This window comes from Ignavibacteriota bacterium (genome assembly GCA_016716225.1).
Taxonomy (GTDB): domain Bacteria; phylum Bacteroidota; class Ignavibacteria; order Ignavibacteriales; family Melioribacteraceae.
Map to the genome: position 1 here is coordinate 1219686 of JADJWT010000001.1, position 15183 is coordinate 1234868.

Annotated in this window: 14 protein-coding genes; 6 read left to right on the plus strand and 8 right to left on the minus strand. The window is 29.1% G+C overall.

What is annotated here, in order from left to right:
• Positions 1-5: 5 nt before the first annotated feature.
• Positions 6-1070, plus strand: coding sequence for a ribosome small subunit-dependent GTPase A (rsgA, locus tag IPM32_05210; GenBank protein MBK8944656.1), 1065 nt, complete (start codon positions 6-8; stop codon positions 1068-1070).
• On the plus strand, positions 1067-2335 hold the full coding sequence (locus IPM32_05215) for a metallophosphoesterase (GenBank protein ID MBK8944657.1): 1269 nt from the start codon (positions 1067-1069) through the stop codon (positions 2333-2335). Before rsgA ends, IPM32_05215 begins: the two co-directional genes overlap by 4 nt.
• A gap of 2 nt (positions 2336-2337) precedes the next feature.
• Here IPM32_05215 and IPM32_05220 read toward each other — a convergent pair whose 3' ends face one another.
• The 4 genes from IPM32_05220 to IPM32_05235 are packed head-to-tail and all read right to left on the minus strand — an operon-like array spanning position 2338 to position 7107.
• Entirely contained in the window at positions 2338-3585 is a 1248-nt protein-coding gene (locus IPM32_05220; GenBank protein MBK8944658.1) for an FAD-dependent oxidoreductase, read from the minus strand.
• Positions 3586-3596: 11 nt separating this feature from the next.
• On the minus strand, positions 3597-4598 hold the full coding sequence (locus tag IPM32_05225; GenBank protein ID MBK8944659.1) for a 4-hydroxyproline epimerase: 1002 nt from the start codon (positions 4596-4598) through the stop codon (positions 3597-3599).
• 2 nt (positions 4599-4600) lie between these two features.
• The gene (locus IPM32_05230; protein ID MBK8944660.1) at positions 4601-6178 is read right to left on the minus strand and encodes an aldehyde dehydrogenase (NADP(+)); all 1578 of its coding nucleotides are present in this window, start codon (positions 6176-6178) and stop codon (positions 4601-4603) included.
• Positions 6178-7107 (minus strand): dihydrodipicolinate synthase family protein, encoded by a 930-nt coding sequence (locus IPM32_05235; protein MBK8944661.1) that lies wholly within the window; start codon positions 7105-7107, stop codon positions 6178-6180. The genes IPM32_05230 and IPM32_05235 overlap by 1 nt, the downstream gene beginning before the upstream one ends.
• Positions 7108-7243: 136 nt before the next feature.
• Here IPM32_05235 and IPM32_05240 point away from each other — a divergent pair, with 136 nt between their 5' ends.
• Positions 7244-8122, plus strand: coding sequence for a helix-turn-helix domain-containing protein (locus tag IPM32_05240; GenBank protein MBK8944662.1), 879 nt, complete (start codon positions 7244-7246; stop codon positions 8120-8122).
• Between the two features lie 2 nt (positions 8123-8124).
• Here the strand turns inward: IPM32_05240 and IPM32_05245 are convergent, their stop codons facing one another.
• The 3 genes from IPM32_05245 to IPM32_05255 form a co-directional block, all read right to left on the minus strand.
• Complete coding sequence (locus tag IPM32_05245; protein MBK8944663.1) at positions 8125-8538, minus strand: hypothetical protein; 414 nt, start codon at positions 8536-8538, stop codon at positions 8125-8127.
• Positions 8539-8817: 279 nt separating this feature from the next.
• Positions 8818-10380, minus strand: coding sequence for a PAS domain-containing sensor histidine kinase (locus IPM32_05250; GenBank protein MBK8944664.1), 1563 nt, complete (start codon positions 10378-10380; stop codon positions 8818-8820).
• 164 nt (positions 10381-10544) lie between these two features.
• Positions 10545-11042, minus strand: a complete 498-nt coding sequence (locus IPM32_05255; protein MBK8944665.1) for a bacterioferritin — start codon at positions 11040-11042, stop codon at positions 10545-10547.
• 138 nt (positions 11043-11180) lie between these two features.
• Here IPM32_05255 and IPM32_05260 point away from each other — a divergent pair, with 138 nt between their 5' ends.
• The 3 genes from IPM32_05260 to IPM32_05270 all read left to right on the plus strand — a co-directional run bounded on the left by IPM32_05260 (position 11181) and on the right by IPM32_05270 (position 14463).
• The gene (locus tag IPM32_05260; protein MBK8944666.1) at positions 11181-12386 is read left to right on the plus strand and encodes a PAS domain-containing protein; all 1206 of its coding nucleotides are present in this window, start codon (positions 11181-11183) and stop codon (positions 12384-12386) included.
• On the plus strand, positions 12383-13825 hold the full coding sequence (locus tag IPM32_05265) for a sigma-54-dependent Fis family transcriptional regulator (GenBank protein MBK8944667.1): 1443 nt from the start codon (positions 12383-12385) through the stop codon (positions 13823-13825). The genes IPM32_05260 and IPM32_05265 overlap by 4 nt, the downstream gene beginning before the upstream one ends.
• A gap of 233 nt (positions 13826-14058) precedes the next feature.
• Positions 14059-14463, plus strand: coding sequence for a hypothetical protein (locus IPM32_05270; GenBank protein ID MBK8944668.1), 405 nt, complete (start codon positions 14059-14061; stop codon positions 14461-14463).
• Positions 14464-14487: 24 nt separating this feature from the next.
• On the opposite strand, the gene IPM32_05275 is transcribed toward IPM32_05270, so the two are convergent.
• The gene (locus IPM32_05275; protein ID MBK8944669.1) at positions 14488-15180 is read right to left on the minus strand and encodes a hypothetical protein; all 693 of its coding nucleotides are present in this window, start codon (positions 15178-15180) and stop codon (positions 14488-14490) included.
• Positions 15181-15183: the final 3 nt, after the last annotated feature.

Sequence of the window (15183 nt, forward strand, 5' to 3'; positions counted from 1 at the left end):
TTAAAATGAATATTTACTCACTTGGCTTAAACGAGGATGAAAATAAATTAACTATAAATAAAGAATTTAAAATTGCACGCGTTGTTTCTGTGCATAGAGAAAGTTACAAAATAAGTGATGGCGTTAATGAATATTTTGCAAAAGTTACCGGCAATCTTATGTTTTCAGCAAATACAAGCTTGGATTTTCCCACAGTTGGCGATTTTGTAAACTTCCAAATTTTCGATGAAGATTCAACAGCTTTGATCCATAATGTTTTGGAAAGAAAAAATTTACTTTCTCGAAAAACTCCGGGAAAGAAAATTGATTTTCAATTAATTGCTGCAAATGTGGATTTTGCAATAATCATTCAAGCACTTGATAATGATTTTAATTCCAACCGACTTGAGCGATATTTAACAATGGTGAACGAATTTAAAGTTATTCCAATAATTTTATTAAGTAAATCTGATTTGTTAAATTTTGATGAAACAGAGAAAATAGTTGATAGATTAAAAAAAGAAAATTCGGAAATTCCTACTTTTGCGTTCAGTAATTTTGAAGATAATTTGGAAAATTTGAAAAAAATATTTCAACCTAAAAAAACTTATTGTTTTATTGGTTCATCCGGAGTTGGGAAAACAACTTTGCTTAATAATATTTTAGGCAAAGATATGTTTGAAACAAAAGAAGTTAGAAAAGGTGATAACAGAGGAAAACACACAACTACGGCACGGCAATTAGTTATTTTAGAAAACGGAGCAATGATTATTGATACTCCCGGAATGAGAGAATTAGGAAATATTTCTGCTAGTGAAGGAATTGAAAAAACTTTTGATGAAATTACAAGTCTAATGGAACAATGCCAGTTTGCAGATTGTACACATACGGTTGAAAAAGGTTGTGCAATTTTAGAAGCTTTAGAAAATAATGTAATCTCAGAAAAACGATATAACAATTTTATTAAGCTGAAAAAAGAATCCGAATATTATGAACGTTCTTATGTTGAAAGAAGAAAGCGTGATAAAGAATTTGGTAAAATGGTTAAATCAATTTTAAATGATAAAAATAATTTGAAAAATAGATTATGAGAAATAATCAAATAATTGCATTTGCAATTTTCAGTGTTGTGCTTTTGATAATTGATTTTTATGCTTATCGCGGAGTAAAAAAATTAATTATTGATTTAAATAAATCGTTAAAAAATATTATTAAAATTTTATTTTGGATTATTCCGGTAATACTAATTGCCGGAATGTTTTTAATTCCGCTAATTCGAGAGCAAATTAATCCCGCAGAGTTTTTAATTTATTTTCATTTTATATCGGGAACATTCATTTTGTTCTACATTCCCAAACTAATATTTATTGTATTTAATTTTATTGATGATTTAATTCATGGAGCAATTCATATTTTTTCAAAAAAGAAAAAATTAAATCACGAAGAAGTTCAATCGAAAAAAATATCAAGAAGTAAATTCTTAACACAAATTGGAATAATATCGGCGGGCATTCCGTTTGTTTCTTTAATTTATGGAATTGGCTGGGGAAGATTTAACATAACAGTTAGAAACGAAAAAATATTTTCCGAGAAATTACCTAAAAAATTTAACGGATTAAAAATTGTTCAGCTTTCTGATTTTCATATTGGGAGTTTACTAAATCAGAAAGATTTTGTTGAAGAAATTGTTGAAAAAGTAAATTCGTTAAATCCCGATTTATTTTTATTTACCGGAGATATGGTTAATAATGTTTCGGAAGAAATGGATAGTTTTTTAGAGATTTTGAGCAAAATAAATTCGAAATATGGAAAATATTCTGTTTTGGGAAATCATGATTATGGCGAATATTTTGAATGGAAGTCTGAACTTGATAAATCATATAATCTGGAAAGATTAAAGCAATTACAAAAAAATATTGGTTTAGATTTGTTGCTCAATGAAAGTAGAAAAATTAAAATTGAAGATGAAGAAATAGAAATAATTGGTATAGAAAATTGGGGACTTCCGCCATTTCCTCAATATGGTGATTTGCAAAAAGCGATGGAAAATGTTGATGAAGATAAATTTAAAATATTACTCTCGCATGATCCAACACATTGGGATGAACAAGTTTTGGGATTTACTAATATTGATTTAACTCTTTCTGGTCATACACACGGAGCGCAATTTGGGATTGAAATTCCGGGCTGGAGATGGAGTCCGGTAAATATTCGTTATAAAAGATGGGGTGGACTTTATACAGAAAAAAATCAGAATCTTTATGTAAATACCGGAATTGGATATATTGGTTTTCCCGGTAGAGTTGGAATGCCTCCGGAAATTACGGTAATTGAGTTGGAAACAAAAATTTCCTAAAATTAATTATATCTTTCCGGATTATAAGCTTCTACATTAACAGAAGTTTTTTGATCTGAAATTATTTCGGAAATTAATTTTCCCGTTGCGGGTCCTAAACTCATTCCCAACATTGCATGTCCGGTTGCAATAAATAAATTACTATATTTATTACTATTCCCGATATATGGAAGCCCATCGGGTGAACAAGGACGTAATCCGTGCCAAATATTTTCTTCAATTGGCGTTTCAATATTTAATTCCGGATAATATTTTTTAAACGACTCAATCATACTTTCTACTCTACTTGTTCTAACTTTATGATTGATAGTATCAATCTCCATATTTCCGCCAATTCTTAAAAATCCGTTCATTGGAGTTACGGCAACTCTTTCATCAACCAATATTGATGGGTAGGTTGGGAAATTATTTTTCTGATCAATATTAAAACTGTAACCCTTTCCCGGCATTAACGGCATATTAATTTTCATTTTCTTTAATAATTCGGAAGTCCAAACACCGGAAGAAAATAGGAATAAATCGGCTTCATAAGTATTTTTACTGCTGGAAACGCTCCTAATATGCTTACTCGAGAATTTAATTTTTCGAATAACTTCATTAGGAACAAGATTCACATTTTTTGACTTTAAATTTTCTACCAATGAGGAGATTAAATTATTTGGAGTAAAATGAGAATCACTTAAATATAGAACTCCGCCAATTACATCATATTTACAATTTGGATCTAAATTTTGAATTTCACTTTTTGATAGAATTTTTGTTTCAATTTCAAACTTATTGGAAAGCTTAGCAAGCTCAATTTCTTCTTTGGCAGTTTTTTCATTTTTATAAAGCATCAACAAACCTTTGTCTGTTAATCCAAATGAATTACCTAGTTCTTCAGCAACTTCTTTGTATAAACAACTGCTTAAAAAAGAAATATCTCTTAACGGAATTATTGAATCGTTTACATGTTTATTATTTGCATGTTTTAAAAATTTAAAACACCAAGAAATAAAATCTTTATTTAATCTTGGATAAAATGAAAGAGGAGATTTTGAATTGAACATCCATTTAATTGCCTTAGGAATTATACTTGGCGAAGCTAATGGAATAATATGGCTTGGAACAACAAGCCCAGCATTGCCATGCGAACATCCGTAATCAAAATTATGCTCATCAATTATTGTGACATCATAATTTAATTTATTTAGATAGTATGCAGAGAAAAGTCCCGAAACACCGCCACCGATAATTACAACTTTTTTCATAAATAAAATTCCTAAATTACTTGAAATCCATGAGCATAAGGATCATCGTCATCAATAATAATTGTATTGTATCCGGTAATTTTTGCCCAGCCTTCAATACTTGGAATAATTGCTTTGTAATTTCCAACTTTTGTTTCGGCTTCAACTTTTCCAATAAATTGAGAACCGATAATACTTTCATGAATAAATTGATCACCAAACTTTAACTTTCCTTTAGAAAACCATTGTGCCATTCTCGCAGAGGTGCCCGTCCCGCAAGGAGAACGGTCGATTGCCTTATCGCCATAAAATACGGCATTGCGCGCAGTTGCTTCTGGCGATATAGTTTTTCCGGTCCATTGTATATGGCTGACTCCGGATATAAGTTCATTTTCCGGATGTTTAAATAAATATTTTTTATTTATTTCATTTCTAATTTCTCTGCTAAAACTAATTAATTGATCTGCCGAATAATTTTCTATTCCGCCAAAGTTTTTTTGGGGATCAATAATTGCATAAAAATTTCCACCGTAAGAAACATCAATTGTTAATTCACCCAAAGCCAAGCTTGTTATTGAAAGATTTTCTCCCGCTAGAAACGAGGCTACATTTGTAAGTCTTACGGATTTTACTTTTTCTCCAACTTGATTATAATCAACAAGAACCAAACCGGCTGGAGTTTCCAATCTAACTTTACCTTTTACCATTGGATTTATCAAACCATTTTCAATTGCTATTGTTATCATTCCAATTGTTCCGTGACCGCACATTGGCAAACATCCACTTGTTTCGATGAACAAAACGCTGATATCATTTTCTGGATTACTAGGAGGATACAAAATACTTCCAGACATCATATCATGTCCACGCGGCTCAAACATTAAACCTTTTCTAATCCAATCAAATTCTTTCATAAAGTGAAGTCGTTTTTCAAAAATAGTTTCACCATTTAATAGTGGACCTCCGCCAGCAACAATGCGTACGGGATTTCCGCAAGTATGTCCATCAATACAAAAAAATGTTTTCTTCGCCATATTTAAATTTTATTTTGTGTAAAATTATTATTTACTAAGCGCCAAATATTTAACGGATTTTCATTTTTCAATTCATCTGGTAATAGTTCATTCGGAAAATCTTGATAACAAATTGGTCGTGTAAATCTTTTAACTGCATCCGTTCCCACAGACGTAAATCTTGAATCTGTACTTGCCGGAAAAGGACCGCCGTGCTGCATTGAAGCGCAAACTTCAACTCCGGTAGGAACACCGTTAAAAATTATTCTTCCTACTTTATCTCTAAGAATTTCAATCAAATGATTATTTTCTAAAAGTTCATTTTTTTCTGCAATAAAAGTTGAAGTTAATTGTCCTTTTAACTTTTTAGCAACTACTTTCATTTCATCAATATTTTTGCAAATTACAATTAATGAAAATGGACCAAAAACTTCTTCATGCAAATTTGGATTATTTATAAAATTATCTGCGCTTGTAGAAACCAATGTGGAATTACCGAAATTACTATCATGTGAAGAATTTGCTTCAATCTTTATTCCTTTTTCTTCCAACATTTTATTTCTTCGCAAATTATAATTTTGCACAATTCCTTTGTTCAACATTTTACTTGATGAACTTTCGTATATTTTTTTTGCTAAAGATTCAATAAATAAATTTAGCTTAGGATTTTCAACAGTAATAATTAAACCGGGATTTGTACAAAATTGTCCCGCGCCCAAGGTAATTGAGGATGCGAGATTTGTTGCAACATTTTCATAATTAACATTTAATTTATTTGGTAAAACAAAAACTGGATTTATGCTTCCCATTTCTGCAAAAACCGGAATAGGTTCTTCTCTTTTATTTGCAATATCAAATAAAGATTTTCCTCCGTTAAAAGAACCAGTGAATGCAACAGCTTTAATTTCTTTATGATTAACTAATTTTGTTGCAATTTCGAAACCAGAATCATTTAGTAATGAAAATATACCGTTGGGCATTTTTGTTTTTTCTGCAGCTTTGATAATTGCAGAAGCAACAAGCTCGCTCGTTCCTGGATGAGACGGATGAGATTTTACTATTACCGGACAACCGGCAGCCAAAGCTGATGCAGTATCTCCTCCGGCTGTTGAAAATGCAAGCGGAAAATTACTGGCACCAAAAACTACAACCGGACCAATGGCTTCTCGCATTTTTCTTATATCAGATTTAGGAATTGGCTGACGTTGCGGAATTGCTGTATCAATCGAAGCTTCAACCCAAGAACCTTCTTTGAGTAATTGTGCAAACATTTTTAGTTGATTAACTGTTCTTCCGCGTTCACCAATAATTCTTGCTTCCGGCAAAGCTGTTTCTAAGACTGATCGTTGAATTAATTCATCACCAAGATTTAAAATTTCTTCGGCAATACTTTCTAAAAATTCTGCTTTTTTTATCCCAGAAAAATTTTTGTATTTATGAAATGCAGATTTTGCTAATTTAACTGCAGAATTTAATTCATCTTCAGTTGCACAGTAAAAAACTTCTTCCATCATTTCAAAATTATTTGGATTATATGCTTGAAATGTTTTTTCGCCGTTATTTGATAAAGTATTTCCGATATAATTTTTTCCGGTTATCATTAATTATTCTCAATTTTTATACTTAAATATTCCGGTAAAACCGGTCGATTTTCTAAAGCTGTTTCAATAATATTTTTTACTTTTTCTCGCTCTGTTCCATAAAGCGGTAAACGAGGAGCTCTAACATATTCTGAGCCAATGCCGGTATAGGTTTCTGCTAATTTAATATTTTGTACAAGTTTGGGATTTATATCCAATTCAAGTAAAGGTAAAAACCACCTTGCAATTTTCACAGCATCATCAACTCTTCCGGATTTGGTTAATCTATAAATTGCAACTGTTTCTTTTGGAAATGCACAAACTAAACCCCCAACCCACCCATCTGCTCCAAGAGCTAAACATTCTAAAGCAATTGTATCAACACCGCATAAGATTTTAAATCTTTTTCCAAATTTATTTATCATTCTTGTTACGTTGGTTACATCTCGAGTTGATTCTTTTACGGCATTTATATTATCTAATTCTGCAAGTTGTTCAAACATTTCTAGAGTTACTGGAATTTTATAATCAATCGGATTGTTATAAATCATTATTGACAAAGTTGTTGATTTTGCAATAGCTTTAAAATATTCAACAGTTTCCAAACTATCTGCGGCATAACGCATTGGCGGCAAAAGCATAAATCCATCTACACCTTTTTGTTCTGCTTCTTTTGCAATACGAATAGCTTCTTTTGTTGATTGTTCTGCAATGTTTAGAATTACGGGAATTTTATCTCCGGCAACTTTTTTTGTTACATCAACTAAAATAAATTTTTCTTCATCTGATAAAGTTGAGGCTTCACCCAAACTTCCGGCTAATATTATTCCATCAATTCCAGCTTCAATTTGAAACTCAATATTTTTAGAAAACAATTCTAAATCTAAGTTATCATCTGCAGTAAACTTTGTAGTTATTGCCGGATAAACGCCTTTCCAGTTGACTTGCATTTTTCACCTTTATTTTTTTCTCTATAAAAATTAGCATTTAATAAACAAAATATGTTAATCATTTTTTGCAAAGAATGATACTATTTTATCAGTTTATAAATATATTTGTGTAAATGATGATAGAATAATATAAATATTGAAAGCTTTATCTTTTAAAATTCCTAAAACAAACGATCAGTCAATTCGCGTACAAGTTGATAAACAGAAATATTATTACGACAATTTTCACTATCATCCGGAAATTCAAATATCATATATTCTTGAAGGAAGCGGAACAAGAATTATTGGAAACAGTATTGGGAAATTTAATAAAGATGAAATATATATTATTGGATCAAACATTCCGCATATTTTCAAATCGGATAAAATTTATTATGAGAAAAAAAGTTCTCTGATTTCTCATTCCATTTCAATTTACTTTTCCGAAATTTCTTTTGGTGAAAAGTTTTTCAATTTGCCGGAAACCCAAGCTGTATATGAGTTATTGATCAATTCAAGAAAAATTATTTTTATCAAACCAAAAATAATTGATCAAATTAAAGAAAAATTTTTAAATATTTCAGATGTAGAAGGATTTGAAAAATTTCTGTTATTTCTAAAAATATTAGATCAATTAGCAAAAACTAAAAATTCTAAATTGCTAAGTAAAACAACTTATGAATTGCGAAATACGGAAAAAAATGGAAAAAGAATTAATGATGTTTATGATTTTGTAATTAACAATTATAATAGAAATTTAACTTTAGAAGAAACTTCAAAAATTGCAAATCTTTCTGTTACAGCATTTTGCAGATTTTTTAAAGAGCGAACACGAAAATCATTTATTGAATTTGTTAATGAAGTTAGAATTGGCGAAGCGTGCAAACTTTTAAATAATCAAGATTTTTCTATTTCACAAATTTGTTATGAGGTTGGATTTAATAACATTTCCAACTTTAACAGAAAGTTTAAAGAAATTACAAATCTTACTCCTAAAAACTATAGAAGAACTTTTGCGGAAAATAAAATTGGGTGAAATTATTTTTTGAGAAAATATTTATACACAATGGTTGGAGCCAATAAAATACATATCAAGAAGAAAGCCCAAGTTTTACCTTCAAATAAATTATAGTCTGCAAGAAGTTTTGAAATTGAATGTCCCATTACAAAATGACCAAAACTAAACTCAAATAAAATTGTTGCAGTAAACCAAAATATTCCGATTTTAATCACATCTGATTTTTTATACGGAGCTTTTGTTTTCTTTAGAAATAAGTATGTTATTCCTATTAGATAAAAAAACGCAAGCGGTAAAAGTAAAGCTCTTGCTAAATTTCCGTTTAGTCCGGTAAAAGGAATAAAGAAAAGTTCTCTGAAGGCACCGAAAAAAATAGTAATGATTGCAAATATTAACCAAATTAAAAATGCTTGAATGAAAATGTTTCTCATCATTTTTATTTTGAATATTTATTTTGAGAACTACGTGGTTTAAAATTACTTTCTAATTTCTTTTGTTTAATTCTTTCTTCTGCTGGAACCGCAAATTGAAATTTACGTGTTAACACACAACCTTTTCTTCCAGGTACGCAATCAACTTTTAACAATATGCAAAAGGAAGCTTCGGTATTTAAATGTGGACATGAAAATGAGCTCATTAAAATTACTTAATTCTGAAAAAATATATTGTGATTATGTGATGAAAAGATAATACAAAAATTTAAGAAAGGTAATTTAAATTTGTTTTGGTACTGTAAATGAAAATTTACTGCCTTTACCCAATTTGCTTTTAACACTTATACGACCGCCATTTCTTTCAATAAATTCCTTACAGATAATTAAACCAAGTCCGGTTCCTTCTTCATTACATGTTCCAATTGATTTGTGGTTCATGTCAATACGAAATAGATTATTTAGGTGTTCTTTATCTAAACCACATCCAGAATCAGAAACAGTTATTTTGAAAAAATTATTTGTATCAAGTGAATCAATAGAAACTTTTCCGTCTTGTGGAGTAAATTTAATTGCGTTAGTTATTAAATTTCTCAAAACAGTTCTAATCATATCAGAATCAACATATGCTTTAATAGAATCGGTAATATTATTCAATATCACTATATTTTTCTTTTGAGCAATTGGTGTAAAAAACTCAACAATATATTCTACATAGTTTTTCAAATCAATTTCCTTTGGTCTGTATTCAATTCTTCCACTTTGCGTACTTGCCCATTGTAATAGATTTTCTAAAAGCTGATATGAATTTTTAGAAATACTAGAAATATTATTTAGAAGTTCAACTTTTTCTGTATCAGAAAGTTCATTGTAATTTTTTTGAATTAATTCAACATAACCTAATAATGAGAAAAATGGATTTTTAAGATCGTGAGCAAGTATAGAAAAGAATTTATCTTTTGCAGCGTTAATGTACTGTAATTCTTTTGCATATTTTAAAACCTTATTTTCTGCATTTTTAATTGCAGTAACATTTCTTGAAATTCCAACTATTCCGGTAACTTTACCATTTTTATTTATAATTGGAACTTTTGTAGTGTTCACCCATTGATAATCTTTATTTGAGTTCTGTACCTTTTCTTTTTCAAACTTTGAAATTATTGCGCGTTTTGTTCTAATTACTTTTTTTTCGTCTGATAGAGCTTGATCAGCATGTTTTTTATCAAAAAAATCATGATCACATTTACCAATTGCGTCATCAGCGTTTTTTAACTGAAGATTAGAAATCATTTCTTTATTAATTAAAATAAATTTTGAATTAACATCTTTGAAATATATTCTATCAGTAATGTTATTCATTAAAGCCATAAATAAGTCTTTTTGATTTTCCAATACATTATTATAATTATCATTTTCAGAAACATCATGCACAATAATCATAACACAATTTTGGTCTTTAAATTTTATTTTCTTTGCATATACTTTAACTTTCAAAACATTTTTATTGTTTGTTTTGTGTTCAGATTCCCATGAATTAAGTGTTTCACTTAGTGGTTGATTTGATATTTCTGTTATTTTATTACTTTCTACTTCAGAACAAATTTCAAAAATGGATTTACTTAAAATTTCTTTAGAAGTATAATTATAAAGATTTTGGGCGGTTTGATTTGTTTTTAGAATTTTTCCAAATTCGTTAATTATAAGAATTGAACCATTATAATTATGAAAAAGGTCTGCAAACTCTTTTAATGATTTTCTTATTTTTTTATTTTGCTTTTCAAGAGTATAATATTTTTCAGTTAGTACAGCAAAATCCTTTGTAATTTCTGTTGCGACCTTTTTCATTTCTAATAAAATTTAAATGATGTGATTTATTATCGTCATCATTCTATATTTTATTTAAATAAAATTGGAAAAATAAAGTAGTAAGAAAAGATAATTTTTTGATAGGATTTTATAAAAGCTGTTTTAACTTTAAAATTAAAACAGCTATGAATATTTAATAAATTTTATTCTGCTTGAGGTCTGGTTTGTCTTCCCTTGCTTCGTTCAATTGACTGCAACGCTAAATAATTTTGACCAAATTTTTCTAAATTTTCTGTTTCAGTATCATATTGATCATAATGTCTTTCTTCATCGAGAACCAAACTTTCAAAAACTTGTTTTGTTGCTGAATCAGCATTTTGTGAACATTCATTTGCCCAAATATTATAATCTCTTGCGCTTTCAAATTCCATTTTCGCTGCAAGTTTTAACATTTCTTTTACATCATGAATTTTTTTAACTTCGCTCGCTGCTTTCATTTCCACATCACCTTTTAGGAATAAAATTCTTTCAGCACATTTTTCAACATGTCCCATTTCTTCAATTGCAGTTTTAATAAATAATCCAGCTAAAAGATCGTATCCTTGATCATCGCAATGAAAATGAAAATACATATATTGATGAACTGCATACAATTCATCGGCAACGGCTTTGTTTAATAATTCGATACTTTTTTCGTGCATGATATTTCCTTTTAAAATTTTCGTTGATTAAAATTAATATTATTATTTCAAATCTGAAAAATTAAATTTTCATTTTTGAGTCAATTTCATTTAGGATTTAACTTTCTTTAAATTTGCAAAAATAATTTGAAAGAATTTATGAGCAATATTAAGCAAGATTTTAAAGAAGAAAGAAACAAAAGACTTATAAAGTTTTTAACAGACTACATCTACAATGTGAGAATTGAAAATGGTGAAGCTGTTGAAACATTTCATGGCCCGGGTTGTTATGCTGTAACGGGTTATAAATCATCAGATTATTTAAAGGAGCCGGAACTTTGGTACAACATGGTTCACGATGATGATAAAGAAAATGTTCTTAAACAATCGCAAAATGCATTAAAAGGTGAAAATGTTTTGCCCCTTGAACATAGAATTATTCACCGCGATGGAACAATCCGTTGGGTAAAAAATAGTATAGTTTTACAAAAAGATGAAAACGATAATGTTATTTCTTACGATGGAATTGTAAATGATATAACAAAATTAAAGGAAGCCGAAGAACAAAATAAAATTAAAAGCGAGCAATTAATTCATGCGGATAAAATGGCTTCTTTGGGAATTTTAGTTTCCGGAATTGCTCACGAAATTAATAATCCGAATAATTTTATTATGCTGAATATCAATTTGTTAAAAAAGATTTGGGAAGATGTAAAACCCATTCTTAATCAATACTACATTGAAAATGGCGATTTCGCTTTAGGCGGAATGTCATATAAAAATTTTGTTGAAAAAATTGATAAATCTTATGAATCAATCTTAAGCGGCTCGGATAGAATAAAAAAAATTATTGATAACCTTACAAATTATTCTAAATATCCTTCAAAAGAATATAAAAAAATTAGTATAAATGAAGTTGTTGAAGTTGCAATTTCCATCACAAATAATTTTATAACCAAATCAACAAATAGATTTAACGTAAATTATTCAAAAGGATTTCCTTTAGTTTGGGGAAGTGCAAACAGATTGGAGCAAGTTGTAATAAATTTAATAAATAATGCGTGTCAATCTTTAACCAATGTTAATCAAAAAATATCAATAAAAGTTTATGAAGAATCAAACAAAGTAATTATTGAAGTTGAAGATGAAGGCGAAGGAATAGATGAAAAAGATTTGAAACACATTTTTGATCCTTTTTATACTACAAAACGCGAAAAAGGCGGAACTGGCTTGGGTTTATCGATATCGTATAATATTGTAAAAAATCATAATGGTGATTTCAAAATAGAAAGTGCAAAAGGAAAGGGAACAAAAGCAAAAATTTATCTTCCGATTTATATAAGTTCTGAAGGAGAAAATTTATGACAATTCAATTAAATCCGTTTAAGCCAATTTTACTTGTCGATGACGAAATTCATTTTCTTTCATCTGCGGAATTAGTTTTAAATTCAAATAGATTTAACAATGTTGAAACTTGCAGCGACAGCACAAAAGTTTTGGAATTGTTAAAATCAAGGGAATATTCTTTAATTGCACTTGATATAAATATGCCGAATATTTCAGGCAAAGAATTGCTTCCAAAAATTTTGGAAAATTTTCCCGAAATGCCTGTAATTATTATTACTGCAATTAATGATGTTGAAAACGCAGTTGAGTGCATGAAATTAGGCGCATTTGATTATTTAGTAAAACCGATTGATGACGAAAGATTAATTACTTCAATAAAAAGAGGTTTATATTTTTCAAACGTTAGAAATGAAAACTTGCGGTTAAAAGAATCTCTATTCAAAGATAAATTGGAATTTCCCGAAGCATTTTCTCATATAATTACAAACAGCTCAAAAATGATTTCAATATTTAAATATATTGAAGCAATTTCTAAAACGAATTTACCAGTTCTGGTTACCGGTGAAACCGGAGTTGGGAAAGAATTAATTGCAAAAGCAATTCACCAAATAAGCGGAAGAGAAGGAGAATTAGTTTCATTAAACGTTGCCGGAGTTGATGATAATTTATTTTCCGATACTTTATTCGGACACAGAAAAGGTGCTTTCACCGGCGCAGAAAAAGATAGACGCGGATTGATTGAACAAGCAGAAAGCGGAAGTTTATTTTTAGATGAAATCGGTGATTTAAGTATTGAATCGCAAGTAAAACTTTTACGCTTGCTTCAAGACGGCAAATATTATCCGCTTGGTTCTGATGTTGCTAAACTTTCCGATGCACGAATAATTGTAGCAACTCATAAAGATTTGGATAAAATGAAAGATGAAGATTCGTTTAGAAAGGATTTGTACTACAGATTAAAAGCACATCATGTTCATATTCCGCCTTTAAGAGATAGAAAAGAAGATATTGCAATTTTAATTAGTCACTTTTTAACAATTGCTTCAGAAACATTAAATAAAAAAAGACCAGCTTCGCCGAAGGAACTTTACACAAGTTTAACAAATTATGCTTTTCCGGGAAACGTAAGAGAATTGGAAGGAATTATTTTTGATGCTGTAAGCAGACACACTTCCGGAATTTTATCTTTAGAAAGTATTAGAAAAAAAACAATCGGGACCGAAGAAAATATTGCCGATAAAAATGTTTATGATAAGAATGAAAATTTTTCCAATTCAATAATTTTCACATCGCAATTTCCAACTTTTAAATCTGCTGAATTATTAATGATAAAAGAAGCTCTTAAAAGATCAGATAATAATCAAACAATAGCAGCACAACTTTTGGGAATTACAAGACGCGCATTGAATAATAGAATTCAAAGATTAAAAGGAAAAGATGAAGATATTTTTGATTAAAACTCAGTGCCACAAATCTGCAAAAGCAACAAATCTGCACATAGTTTAATTTCAATAAACAAAATAAGTTACGGTAAATAATGCGGATTGAATACATAATTGTGGCATCCATTTAAAAAATGTATTTTCAATAAATATTCCATAACTCGTTTTAATTTGGGGATTTAAAGTATCTTACAATTTTTGGTATACCGTTTGAACTACTTATGCTAAAAATCGAAAGGAGATACAAAATGAAAACAATAAAAAATGTAGTAATATTCAGTTTGGTTGTGCTTTTTACATTAAATCTGAATGCTCAAACTAAAGAAAAATCAATTGATGATTTAACAGAAATTGTTTACACTAATCTAAAAAGTAAAAGTGAAGGAATTGTTGAATCTTCAATATTTGTAAGCATGCAATTCAAAAGCAAATATCCAAATATTAAAAATAGAATAATAGTTAATGCATTAAATGATTTAGCAACAAATTCAAACAATGCAATTATTAGCTATAAAGCTCAGTTAGCAAAAATTTATTTTGAAAATACAGAATTGTTCAAAGACATTCAGATTAAATCAATTTACGATGATCAAAAAGTGTATGAGCAAATTTCAGACAAATTAAATAGTGTTGTTCTTGCTTCAGATTTTTAATTGCGGAAAGTAATTAAGTAAATTTTAATTAATACTGTTATTTGAAATCTTTATAACAATTGGCGTTTGAAAATCATCATTGTTAAACGCAATGTCTGAAACTCCAATTGGATTATACATAGAGAGGTACATTTCATGCCCCGGAATGTACCTCAATTTATATAACTTGTTAACATTTTCAATTCCACCAAATAATTCTTGATCTCTTTCAATTGCTCTCTGATGTGTTTTCTCAAAAGAAGCATCAATGTAAATTTTGTAATCCCAGTAAGAAAGTAATTCATTTTTAAAGAGAAAAATCCCATCAAATAATAAAATTGAATTTTGTTGAGCTTTTTTAAATTCAGCATTTGTTGGCTGATTGATTTTAAAGTTATAAATGGATTCTTTAAATTCTAAATTACCGTTTGGACCAAGCGGAGTAAGCAAATATTTTTTAATTGATTCATAATTGTGAGAATCTTCTAAATATCCTTTGGGAGAAAATTGTCCTTGTTTTCTTCGAAATTCTGGTGGATGATGAAATCCATCGATTGAAGAACGAATTACATTTCTTTCTAATTTATTTAATTCGATTTCCAATTCATTTGCGAAAGTTGTTTTTCCGGCATTTCCCGGACCATCAATTGCAACACGTGTTGGATGATATAGCTTAATTTCATTTATGATTTTTGCGATTTTACTAAGCAGATTTTTTCTGGAAAAAATTTTATGCATAAA

Excerpts from the sequence above, each read along its gene's own strand:
- rsgA (MBK8944656.1), top strand. The coding sequence starts at position 6 with ATGAATATTTACTCACTTGGCTTAAACGAGGATGAAAATAAATTAACT.
- IPM32_05215 (MBK8944657.1), top strand. The coding sequence starts at position 1,067 with ATGAGAAATAATCAAATAATTGCATTTGCAATTTTCAGTGTTGTGCTT.
- IPM32_05220 (MBK8944658.1), bottom strand. The coding sequence starts at position 3,585 with ATGAAAAAAGTTGTAATTATCGGTGGCGGTGTTTCGGGACTTTTCTCT.
- IPM32_05225 (MBK8944659.1), bottom strand. The coding sequence starts at position 4,598 with ATGGCGAAGAAAACATTTTTTTGTATTGATGGACATACTTGCGGAAAT.
- IPM32_05230 (MBK8944660.1), bottom strand. The coding sequence starts at position 6,178 with ATGATAACCGGAAAAAATTATATCGGAAATACTTTATCAAATAACGGC.
- IPM32_05235 (MBK8944661.1), bottom strand. The coding sequence starts at position 7,107 with ATGCAAGTCAACTGGAAAGGCGTTTATCCGGCAATAACTACAAAGTTT.
- IPM32_05245 (MBK8944663.1), bottom strand. The coding sequence starts at position 8,538 with ATGATGAGAAACATTTTCATTCAAGCATTTTTAATTTGGTTAATATTT.
- IPM32_05250 (MBK8944664.1), bottom strand. The coding sequence starts at position 10,380 with ATGAAAAAGGTCGCAACAGAAATTACAAAGGATTTTGCTGTACTAACT.
- IPM32_05255 (MBK8944665.1), bottom strand. The coding sequence starts at position 11,042 with ATGCACGAAAAAAGTATCGAATTATTAAACAAAGCCGTTGCCGATGAA.
- IPM32_05260 (MBK8944666.1), top strand. The coding sequence starts at position 11,181 with ATGAGCAATATTAAGCAAGATTTTAAAGAAGAAAGAAACAAAAGACTT.
- IPM32_05265 (MBK8944667.1), top strand. The coding sequence starts at position 12,383 with ATGACAATTCAATTAAATCCGTTTAAGCCAATTTTACTTGTCGATGAC.
- IPM32_05270 (MBK8944668.1), top strand. The coding sequence starts at position 14,059 with ATGAAAACAATAAAAAATGTAGTAATATTCAGTTTGGTTGTGCTTTTT.
- IPM32_05275 (MBK8944669.1), bottom strand. The coding sequence starts at position 15,180 with ATGCATAAAATTTTTTCCAGAAAAAATCTGCTTAGTAAAATCGCAAAA.